Source organism: Janthinobacterium sp. AD80 (assembly GCF_002878455.1).
Lineage (GTDB): Bacteria > Pseudomonadota > Gammaproteobacteria > Burkholderiales > Burkholderiaceae_D > Janthinobacterium.
Genome location: NZ_NRDQ01000167.1, coordinates 1 through 10,860 on the forward strand (window position 1 = coordinate 1; position 10,860 = coordinate 10,860).

At 63.2% G+C, this 10,860-nt stretch carries 9 protein-coding genes; 7 read left to right on the forward strand and 2 right to left on the reverse strand.

Features of this window, described 5'->3' with window-relative positions; genetic code table 11:
* From JaAD80_RS24600 to JaAD80_RS24610, 3 genes are all read left to right on the forward strand, one after another.
* Window positions 1-504, forward strand: a 504-nt coding sequence (locus JaAD80_RS24600) for a DUF4129 domain-containing protein (RefSeq protein WP_146012519.1), incomplete at its 5' end; no start/stop codon positions are given.
* Window positions 505-512: 8 nt separating this feature from the next.
* The gene (gene mltB, locus JaAD80_RS24605) at window positions 513-1,673 is read left to right on the forward strand and encodes a lytic murein transglycosylase B (RefSeq protein WP_258003160.1); all 1,161 of its coding nucleotides are present in this window, start codon (window positions 513-515) and stop codon (window positions 1,671-1,673) included.
* A gap of 440 nt (window positions 1,674-2,113) precedes the next feature.
* Window positions 2,114-2,446 (forward strand): hypothetical protein, encoded by a 333-nt coding sequence (locus JaAD80_RS24610; protein ID WP_034751784.1) that lies wholly within the window; start codon window positions 2,114-2,116, stop codon window positions 2,444-2,446.
* 252 nt (window positions 2,447-2,698) lie between these two features.
* Here the strand turns inward: JaAD80_RS24610 and cysM are convergent, their stop codons facing one another.
* Window positions 2,699-3,601, reverse strand: a complete 903-nt coding sequence (gene cysM / locus JaAD80_RS24615; protein WP_099400966.1) for a cysteine synthase CysM — start codon at window positions 3,599-3,601, stop codon at window positions 2,699-2,701.
* Window positions 3,602-3,850: 249 nt separating this feature from the next.
* On the opposite strand from cysM, the gene JaAD80_RS24620 reads away from it, so the two are divergent.
* Entirely contained in the window at window positions 3,851-5,620 is a 1,770-nt protein-coding gene (locus tag JaAD80_RS24620; RefSeq protein WP_102298467.1) for an FAD-dependent oxidoreductase, read from the forward strand.
* On the opposite strand, the gene JaAD80_RS24625 is transcribed toward JaAD80_RS24620, so the two are convergent.
* Window positions 5,617-6,972 (reverse strand): M20/M25/M40 family metallo-hydrolase, encoded by a 1,356-nt coding sequence (locus JaAD80_RS24625; protein ID WP_102298469.1) that lies wholly within the window; start codon window positions 6,970-6,972, stop codon window positions 5,617-5,619. The two genes, JaAD80_RS24620 and JaAD80_RS24625, sit on opposite strands and share 4 nt — an antisense overlap.
* A gap of 178 nt (window positions 6,973-7,150) precedes the next feature.
* Here JaAD80_RS24625 and JaAD80_RS24630 point away from each other — a divergent pair, with 178 nt between their 5' ends.
* The 3 genes from JaAD80_RS24630 to JaAD80_RS24640 all read left to right on the forward strand — a co-directional run bounded on the left by JaAD80_RS24630 (window position 7,151) and on the right by JaAD80_RS24640 (window position 10,719).
* Window positions 7,151-8,743 (forward strand): phospholipase D-like domain-containing protein, encoded by a 1,593-nt coding sequence (locus JaAD80_RS24630; RefSeq protein WP_219726877.1) that lies wholly within the window; start codon window positions 7,151-7,153, stop codon window positions 8,741-8,743.
* 244 nt (window positions 8,744-8,987) lie between these two features.
* Complete coding sequence (locus JaAD80_RS24635) at window positions 8,988-9,734, forward strand: PEP-CTERM sorting domain-containing protein (RefSeq protein ID WP_258003161.1); 747 nt, start codon at window positions 8,988-8,990, stop codon at window positions 9,732-9,734.
* Between the two features lie 172 nt (window positions 9,735-9,906).
* Entirely contained in the window at window positions 9,907-10,719 is an 813-nt protein-coding gene (locus tag JaAD80_RS24640) for a sterol desaturase family protein (RefSeq protein WP_102298472.1), read from the forward strand.
* Window positions 10,720-10,860 lie beyond the last annotated feature (141 nt).

Consider the following 10,860-nt stretch of genomic DNA (forward strand, 5'->3'; position numbering starts at 1 on the left):
ATTGACCGCCTGGCGCGCGCTGGTGGGACTCGACGGCGGCAGCGGCGCGCCATCGCTGCCTGGCAGCAGCAGTGGCAGCAGGCCCAGCACGCGTGGAACAACTGGGTGCTCGATGCCACGCCGCAGCGCCAGCGCGCCATGCTCGATGGCTTGCGCAGCCTGCCGGCGAACAGCATCGCGCTGGCCTGTGCCGTGCTGGCCCTGGCCGCCGCGCTGGCCGGCGGCCTCGTGTACCGGACCCGGCATCGGCCCGGCGATCCGCTCGACCGCCTGTATGCCCGCTTTTGCCGCCTGCAGGCACGGCGCGGCTACAGCCGTGCGCCACACGAAGGCCCGCACGGTTATGCTGCCCGGCTGGCGGCGGGCACGGCCACGCCCGAGGCGCACGCCGCCATCGCACGCTTTCTGGCAATCTATGCCGCGATGAAGTATGGTAATGCCAGCCCAGACGACCACCTCCGCGCGCGGCGCAGCTTGCGCCGCCTGTTAACCCAATGCCGATGAGACGCTCCTTGTTACCGATCAAATACCCCGCCCTGTCCCTGCTGCTCTCCCTTCCCCTGTGCCTGGCCAACGTGCATGCCGGCGAAAACAGCAATATTTCGGCCGCCGACCGTGCCAAGGCCGTGCGCGCGGCCAAGGCCCAGCCCGTCAAGAAGGCTGCCGGCAAACCTGCCGCAAAGAAAGCGCCGGCGAAGTTCGACTTCGAAGGCGAGTTTGTCGACTATGCCAACTGGAAAGAGGTCCGCGCCTTCCTCGACGACATGTCCGCCAAGCATGGCTTTGACCGTGCCGAACTCGACACGCTGATCGGCAAGGTGCGCTATGTGGAATCGACGGTGCAGCTGATGAAACCGGCGCCGCCCGGCAAACCGAAGAACTGGCAAGCCTACAGCGCCCGCTTCATCGAGCCGGTGCGCATCAATGCGGGCGTGAAATTCTGGGAAGAAAATGCGCAAGCGCTGGAGCGCGCCGAACGCGAGTATGGCGTGCCGGCCGAGATCATCGTCGGCATCATCGGCGTGGAAACCGTGTATGGCCGCAACACAGGACGCTTCCGCGTGCTCGACGCGCTGACCACCCTGGCATTTTCTTATCCGGAAAGCCCGACGCGCGCGGCGCGCATGGAATTTTTCAAGGGCGAACTGGAAAACGCGCTGCTGTTCGCGCGCAAGGATGGCATCGATCCGCTGACCTTGCTCGGCTCCTACGCGGGCGCCATCGGCCTGCCCCAGTTCATGCCGAGCAGCATCATGAAATATGCGGTGGACTTCGATGGCGATAGTCACATCGACCTGCGCAATTCGACCACGGATGCCATCGGCAGCGTGGCGCATTTCCTCGTCGAACACGGCTGGCGCCGCGACGATCCGGCCATCAGTGTCTACCCGGTCACCGTTTCATCCAGCCACGCATGGGAAAAATTCATCGGCCAGGGCTTGCAGGCCAAGTACCGGCTGGACGAGTTGCAGGCGGCCGGCGTCAGCCCCGTCTCGCCGCCGCCACAAAACATGTTGTTCGGCTTGATCGATTTACAAAATGGTTCGGAAGCAACTGAGTATAGCTTGGCAACCAATAACTTCTTTGCTATAACTCAGTACAACAGAAGTTATTTTTATGCCATGTCGGTGATCGACTTGGGCAAGGCTATCCGGCAAGTGCGCGCACGCTAACCGAAAGTCAGTGTAAAGTTATAATATTACTTGTAAGAAAGCGTAAGCGATGTTGAAGCGGCCTGCAAAGAGGTCTATGGTGGAGTCGCTAACATCGCGCCAGCCTCGTTCGCCAGCCTGTTGTGCGGCACGGGATACAAAAATGGTTTTATACTTAACTTTTGTCAAAGTACAATTTTTGTTCTATCATAGAGCATATTAAAGAATAAATAGGTGTTGCAACAAGACAACACGTATTCTGTGCCAGGCAAGATTGCAGTGCTTTCCAGCCTGAAATTGAATCCTGCTGTACAATTGTGTATATATTATGAAAAACTGTATCCCGGATCGTACCGTGTGTGAATTCGTTCCTTTTAGTAAAGAATGAACATGAACGCAGCAAGAGCGAGCTCCGAGTGTTTTTTACTTTGCAGTGCAACTACAGAAGGAACAATAACATCATGACAAACCAAGTCGGCATTGATATGAACAGCGATTCGGACTCCGACGATCTGCTGCAGTACAACCCAAACAGATTGCTCGATACCCTGATCGAAAACCTGCGCCTGAAAAACGACGCAGCATTGTCCCGCGCGCTGGAAGTGGCGCCACCCGTCATCAGCAAAATCCGTCACCACCGCCTGCCGGTCGGCGCATCGCTGTTGATCCGCATGCACGAAGTCAGCGACCTGAGCATCCGCGACCTGCGTTACCTGATGGGTGACCGTCGCAACAAATTCCGCATCAGCGACAAGCAATTCAAGCCAAAAGAAGGCGAAACGCCACAAGGCTGATCCTGCCAGTTGCGCAGGTTTTCCCTCCCCGCCGCGGGGAGGGGGTATTTCAGTAGTTCTCAGGCCGTCCTGGCCGATATATTTTCCACCAGACCTTATTCTCCAAGCTGTATCGACGCCCGGCAAAACCGTAGCGAGCGGCAGTCATTTGTGGCCATGAAGCGCAACCGAGCCCTGCACTCGGGCGCCGAGTCGGTGGGCATCGCAGGCCGCACAGCGCGCCGAGTCGCAGATGTGGCTGGACGTCCTCTATCAGGCAGGAAATACGCCGGTCGACAGATAGCGGTCGCCGCGGTCGCACACGACAAACACGATGGTCGCGTTTTCCACCGTTTGCGAGATGCGCAGCGCAATCTCGCAGGCGCCGGCCGCCGAGATGCCGCAGAACAAGCCTTCTTCCGCCGCCAGGCTGCGCGCCATGCGCTCGGCCACGCCCTGGCTCACGTATTCCACCTGGTCGACGCGGCTCTTGTCATAGATTTTCGGCAGATACGCTTCCGGCCATTTGCGGATGCCGGGAATCTGCGAGCCTTCCTCGGGCTGTGCGCCGATGATCTGGATGGCGGGATTCTGCTCCTTCAGATAGCGCGACACGCCCATGATGGTGCCCGTCGTGCCCATGGCGCTGACAAAATGCGTGACCTGTCCATTCGTATCGCGCCAGATTTCCGGCCCCGTGCTTTCATAGTGGGCGCGCGCATTGTCTTCGTTGGCGAACTGGTCGAGGATGATGCCGCGGCCATCCTTCTGCATCTGCTCGGCCAGGTCGCGCGCATATTCCATGCCGCCCGTCTTGGGTGTGAGCAAGATGTCAGCGCCGTAGGCGGCCATGCTCTGGCGCCGCTCCACGCTGAGGTTATCGGGCATCAGCAGCAGCATCTTGTAGCCGCGCAAGGCGGCGGCCATCGCCAGGGCGATGCCCGTGTTGCCGCTGGTCGCTTCGATCAGGGTATCGCCCGGCTTGATGACGCCGCGCTCTTCCGCGCGCTTGAGCATGGACATGGCGGCACGGTCTTTCACGGAGCCGGCCGGGTTGTTGCCTTCCAGCTTGCCGAGGATGACATTGTTGCGCGCCAGCGCATCGGCGCCCGGCAAGCGCGTCAGCTGCACCAGCGGGGTATTGCCTATCGTATCTTCCAGTGTCTTGTAAGCCATCGTGTCTGTTTGAGTGTTTTCAAGAAAGACCCATTCTAATATGAGATGCCCGCAGGCGTATGGCTAAAACCCGCGCCCGCCAGGGCCGGAAGGCGCGCAGGCCGGCCCGGCGCAATGCCGCATGACAGCACGATTTCCACCCTTGCAAGGGCGTGCGCCTGGGTTTTTTCCACGCCCTGCGCGCGCATGCGCTAGACTCGTGACATTAGTTATTTTAGTAATTTGCTTATTCATTCAATGGACTAGCCCATGGCCAGCACTCCCCCCGAATTCATTCCCGAAAGCACCACCGACGACGCCGTGCAAGCGCCCGCCATGGATCTGGCGAACCGGCGCCACCAGATCTGGCCCGTCTTCAGCGCGGCCGAGCTGCGCCGCCTGGAGCGCTTCGGCCACCACGCCCGGCATGCGGATGGGGCAAGCATGTTCCAGGCCGGCAGCAGCGATTTCGGCATGCTGGTCATTCTTTCCGGCAAGGTCGCCATCAGCCGCCACGAAGGCCTGGGCAAGACGTCGCCGATGAGCGAACTGGTGGCGGGCCAGTTCATCGCCGAAGTGGCGCAGCTGTCGGGCCGTCCCGCCCTCGTGAACGGCGCGGCCGTGGGCGAAGTGGAAGTGCTGGTGATCAGCCCCGAATCGTTGCGCGCGCTGATCGTGGCCGAAGCGGAGCTGGGCGAACGCATCGTGCGCGCGCTGATCCTGCGCAGAGTCGGACTGATCAATGTCAACTCGGGCGGTCCCGTGCTGGTGGGGCCACGCGGCAATGGTAATTTGTTCCAGCTGCAAAGTTTCTTGGCCAGCAATGGCCACCCGCACACGGTGCTCGACCCGGCCACGGATGCGGCGGCCGCCGCGCTGGCGGCAACCTACCAGCCCGCGCCGCAGGAATGGCCGCTGGTGGTATGCCCCGATGGCAAGGTCATGAAAAATCCCGGCAATGCGGAACTGGGGCGCTGCCTGGGCATGCTGCCCGACCTGTCCGGCGACAAGATTTTCGACGTGCTGGTGGTGGGCGCCGGTCCGGCCGGGCTGGCCACGGCCGTGTATGCGGCGTCGGAAGGGCTATCCGTGCTGGCGCTGGAACAGCGCGCCTACGGCGGCCAGGCCGGCGCCAGCGCGCGCATCGAAAACTACCTGGGATTTCCAACAGGGATATCCGGCCGCGCGCTGGCGGGACGCGCCTATGTGCAGGCGCAAAAATTCGGCGTCGAGATCGCCACGCCGGCCAGCGCCGCCAACTTGCTGTGCGACAGCTGGCCGCTGCGCATCAACTTGTGCGACGGCACGCAGGTGCGCGCCCGCACGGTGGTGCTGTCGTGCGGTGCGCGCTACCGCCGCCCGTCGCTGGCGAACCTGAAAACCTATGAAGGACGGGGCGTGTATTACTGGGCTTCGCCGATCGAGGCCAAGCTGTGCAAGCAAGAAGAGATCATCCTGGTGGGCGGCGGCAATTCGGCCGGCCAGGCGGCCGTATTTCTCTCCGGCCACGCAGCCAAGGTCCACATGGTGATCCGCGGCGAGGGGCTGGCGGCCAGCATGTCGAGCTATCTGATCGAACGCATCGCGGCCACGCCCAACATCACCTTGCACACGCACACGGAAATCATCGCCCTCGAAGGCGACGAAGATGGCTTGACGGGCGCGCGCTGGCGCAACAACCGCACCGGCGAGGAATGCGATTGCAAGGTGCGCCGCGTCTTCCTGTTTGTCGGCGCCGATCCGAACACGGACTGGCTGCGCGACTGCGCCGTCGCCGTCGACGAACAGGGCTTCATCCGCACGGGCTTCGACGTCACGCGCGCCGAATGCCGCGCGCATGGCCACACTGCGCAGTTACCTTACCCGCCGCCCGGCTTGCCGGAGCGGGCCGCGCTGGAAACGAGCGTGCCGGGCGTGTTCGCCATCGGCGACGTGCGCGCCGGCTCGACCAAGCGCGTGGCCGCCGCCGTGGGCGAAGGCGCGGCCGTGGTCTCGCAGATCCACGGCTTCCTGGCCAGATTGCCTGTCGGCAGCGCCTAGCGCAGCGGCATCGGGTACGTTGCCACGCTGACGTTGCCATCCTTGTCGATGGCCTGGACGCCGAAGAAATAGTTGTCTTTCGACAGGTTCAAACGGGCTTCCGTGACATTGCCCACGTCTTGCGCGCCCTGCCATTGATCGGCGGTGGTGGCGCGCCAGACGACGCGGTAGCCGGCCAGGTCCGGCTCCGTGTTCGGCTGCCACTGCAAGGTGGTGGCGTTTTCCAGCTGCGCCGTGCGCACCTGGACCTGCGACGGCGCGGCCGGCGCCAGGGCCAGCGAAGCGAGCGCCGCCGCATTCACGCGCGCCACTTTCGCCACATAGCCGTAGTCGACGAATTGCGGCAAATCGCCATACTGCACGCCGTTTTCCACGCGCACATCCTGGTGCTGGTGAGCAAAATCCTCATGCGGTTCCGTGAAGCGCAGGGCCGCATAGCCTTGCGCCAGGAAAGGCATGTGGTCGCCGCCGCGCAGATAGCGGTCGGCGCGCTGGATGACGTTGACCTGGAAGCCGGGCACGTAGCGCTCGCCCACCTGCTTCACGTGGCGCGCCAGCTGGCGCGAAATGGAATCATTTTCGCCGCCCGTCGCCACCAGGGCGCGCACGCCATCGCTCATTTCCTTGACGGCGGGAATGCCTTCGGCAAACAAACGCACCTGGCCACCATCGACCGTGCCGTCGTCGGCGCGCGAGCTGCCGATGATGTCGTTATTGAGCATGCCGGCGATATTGAGCTTTTTCAGTTTCGCCTGCTGCGCCCAGTGGCCGGAGCCCAGCAAGCCCTGCTCCTCGGCCGCCACCGTCATGAAGACCAGGGTGGCGTCGAACTGCTGGCGCGCCATCACGCAGGCCATTTCGATCACGGCCGCCGTGCCCGAGGCATCGTCGTTGGCGCCCGGCGCGTCGCCCTTCGCATCCATCACGTCGGTGGCGCGCGAATCATAATGGCCGCTGACGACATAGATGCGCTCGGCAGATTGCGGCTGGCTGCCCGGCAAGGTGGCCACCACGTTGACGATTTCCGTCGGCCGCGAAATGCGTTTCGACACGGGCGCGATGTGGCTGTCGAACGCCACCTGCAAGCGCCCGCCCGCCTGCGCGCCGCAGCGTTCCAGCTCGGCCTTGATCCAGCGCCGCGCGGCGCCGATGCCTTGCGTGTCGGAGACGGTATCGGACATGGTATGGCGCGTCTGGAAGCTGACCAGTTTGCGCACATGCGCTTCGATGCGCTGCGGCGAGATGTCCGCCACGATCTGCTGGATCTGCTGGCTTTGCTGCTGCGTCGCCGGTGCCGCCACCACGCCCGCCGACAGCAAGGCTGCCGTCACTCCCGTCAATATCCGTACCATGCCGCCGTCTCCCGAGAATATAAGTAGAGGTGCATTCTCGCATTTTTGACCGCAGGCAAGGATGTTCCAGGATGAAAATCGTGCATTATAGAAACTGCTACAATCGGCCACTCCCGGCACCGATCACGAAAGACTTCCGCATGCGCCCGACTTTTTCCCTTGCCGCCCGCCGCCGCGCGTGCGCGATCCGCTGACGGTGCGCCGCATGCTCGTCAAACTGCTGCTGTTCGCCACGCTGTTCACCCTGCTCAGCATCGCGGCCCTGTACAGCTATGGACGCTTTGCCGAGCGTTCGCTGGGCGCGCCAAGCACGGCCTTGCCCGTGGCGGCCGGCGCCACCATGCTCGACCGCGTCATGGCGCCGCAGCTGGCACAGCGCCCAAACCAGAGCGGCACGGCGCTGATCGACGAGAACCTGGAAGCGTTCGCCCTGCGTGCCCTGAGCGCGCGCGAAGCGGGCCGCAGCATCGATGTGCAGTACTACATCTGGCATAACGACGTGACGGGCCGCTTGCTGGTGCGCGAATTGCTGCGCGCGGCCGACCGCGGCGTGCGCGTGCGCGTACTGCTCGACGACATCAACGCACGGGGCCAGGACGCCGCCATCCTGGCGCTCGACAGCCATCCTCTGATCGAAGTGCGCATTTTCAATCCGGGCCGCAACCGCGATGGCGTCTGGCGGCGCGGCGTGGAAATGGCCTTGCGCGCGGTCAGCCTGAACCGGCGCATGCACAACAAGGCCTGGATCGTCGATGGCAGGGTCGCCCTCGTCGGCGGGCGCAATATCGGCGATGAATATTTCGATGCGGCCGAACAAGTCAATTTCCAGGATGCCGACCTGCTGCTGGTGGGACCTGCCGTGCAGCAGACGAGCGACATCTTCGACCGCTTCTGGAACAGCCGCGCCGTCATCCCCATCCGCGCCCTGCACGTGGGCAAGGATGCAGGCGCGCCGGAACTGCAGGCCGTGCGTGCCAGCCTCGACGCCATGGCCGGCGACTATGCCGCCTCTCCCTATCTGCGGCAGCTGACCGATACGCAGCAATTGCAGGCGCACCTGGATGGCCGCCTGCGCCTGCACTGGAGCGAGCAGGTGCAGGTGCTGTCGGACCCGCCGGAAAAAGCCGCGCCCTTGGCCAGCCTGCAGCGCAGCGAGCACTGGCTGATGCACAGCCTGCTGCCCCTGCTGACGCAGGCGCGCCAGGAAGCCCTGCTGACCTCGCCCTACTTCGTGCCTGGCGCTGCCCTCAGCGCCACCCTGGGCGAGAAAGTGGCCGCCGGCGTCCGGGTCAGCGTGCTGACCAACTCGCTGGCCGCCACCGACGTGGCCCTCGTGCATGCTGGCTATGCGCGCTACCGGCAAGTGCTGCTGGACGGCGGCGTGCAGCTGTTCGAATTGAAGACCCTGCACCGCAAGCGCATGAGCCTGACGGGTTCCAGCCGCGCCAGCCTGCATACCAAGGCCGTCGTGGTCGATGGCGAACGGGGCTTTGTCGGTTCATTCAACCTCGATCCCCGCTCGGCCCAGCTGAACACGGAAATGGGCGTGCTGTTCAGCGATCCGGCGCTGGCGGCCGACATGCGCGCGCTGTTTCTGCATTCGACAGCCAGCGATACCAGCTACCGATTGTTCCTGGCCGACGGCGCGCTGCGCTGGTCCGATGCCACCGAAGAACCAGCCAAAGTGTGGACGCATGATCCGGAAGCGGGATTCTGGCGCCGCGCGCTGGTGTCCGTGATGCGCTGGCTGCCGATCGAATCGCAACTGTAGCGGCACGCGGCGTCGTTGCCATGTAAAAACTTTAACCGTGACAAGATTACCATTTAAAAATATTTGTTGTTTCCAGAACATGTTAGATGGCTTTTTGCCAAACGCTGCTATAATCGCTGCAGGCATACGTGATCGTTGCCATAGAAATATATTTTTTGCCTCTTCCGCGAAAAATCCACCGCCGTTGGCCAAAAAGTTCGCCGACAGACTTGCAACATACCCTGTCACTTTTTGGAGCTTTATCATGCATAAATCATTGGCAATGCTGGCGCTGGCCGCCGCTTCCCTGTGCGCCGCCGGTGCCCAGGCATCGACCAACCTGGTCAAGAATGGCGACTTCGAACTGACCAGCAATGGCACCTCGAAACAGCTGAACGAAGGCAACTATGCCCGCGACGACCGCACCTACCTGACGGACTGGTCGAGCAAGGGCTATAACTTCGTCTTGAACGGCAACAACATCGACGACACCAACGCCAAGACGGCGCTGGCCTTGTGGGGTCCAAATTCCTACAGCGGCCGCGGTCCGCAAAATGGCCTGGGCGTGAGCCCGACGGGCGGCAATGTGCTGGCGGCCGACTGGGATTATTTCCCGGGTCCCGTGACGCAACTGGTCAGCGGCCTGGTGGCCGGCCAGGCCTATACCCTGAGCTTCTCGTATGGCGCCGGCCAGCAAGTGGGCTTTCGCGGCGATAACCTGGTCAACTACTGGGACGTTGCGCTGGGCAACAGCAAGCAGCAAACGGCCTCGCTCGCCAACGTCAGCCAGGGCTTCACGGGCTGGCACCAGACCAGCATGACCTTCACCGCCACGAACAGCAGCGAATTGCTGTCGTTCATGGCCAAGGGCAGCCCGTCGGGCGCACCGCCGTTCATGCTGCTCGACGGCGTGTCGCTGGTCTCGGCCGTGCCGGAACCGTCGACCTGGGGCATGCTGCTCGGCGGCCTGGGCCTGCTGGGCTTCATGGCGCGCCGCCGCAAAGTCTCATAAAACCTGCTGCGCGGCGCGGGGCGCGCCCTGCGGTGCCCGCTGTACTTTATACAGCTGCACTTCTCAGCCACGCCGCGCACCCGCTCGCTACGGTTTTATTACGCCTTTGTGCGAACGGATCCGGACAGACATTTCCTGAGCGGATTTTTCAACGCCCAATCACGCCCCTCTCATGAGCCTGCTACAAACCCTGCAGACACACTTGCCCGGACTGGCCGTCGACGTTCTGCGCCTGAGCCTGTGGCTGGTGCTGCTGGCCATCATCTTCGTGCCGCTGGAGCGCTACTTTGGCGAACGCCATGCTGGCCGCTCGCGCACGGAACTGGCCAGCGACCTGGGCTTTTACTTCATCAGCAGCCTGCTGCCGGCCGTGCTGCTGGCCGCGCCGCTGGCCCTGGTGGCCATTGCGGGACAGCGCCTGCTGCCCGATGCCCTTCCCGCCGCCATGACGGCCCTGCCCCTGTGGGCCAAGCTGCTGCTGGGCTTGCTGATCGGCGAAGTCGGCACTTACTGGGGCCATCGGCTCAGCCATGAGGTGCCCTGGCTGTGGCGCTACCATGCCGTGCACCACAGCACGGAACAGCTGTATTTCCTGGCCAATACACGCACCCATCCCGTCGACATGGTGGTCACGCGCCTGTTTGGCCTCACGCCTTTATACCTGCTGGGCCTGGCCGGCCCCAACGCTGCCGGCAGCGCAGCGCCCGTGCTGCTGCTGCTGATCGGCACTGTTTGGGGCTTCTTCATCCACGCCAACCTGCGCTGGCGCTTCGGCCCGCTCGAATGGCTGGTGGCCACGCCTGCCTTCCACCACTGGCACCACAGCAAATTCGAGCACATCAACCGCAACTACGCCTCCACCTTGCCCGTGCTGGACCGCCTGTTCGGCACATACCATCTGCCGCCGGAGTGGCCGGCCAGCTGCGGCATGCCGGCCCACACCACGACCGTGAAGATTTTTCCAGCAGCAACATCGTGGGGCTGACCTCGCCATGACGGGCAAAGATGCGGCGCAGCACATAAAACCGAAGCGCACCAGCGCCATCGACGTGCACAGGGGAATGGCAATACTCAGCAGGTTTACCGACTGGAACTTGGCCAGAAAGTGTTGCGCAATGCCCAGCAG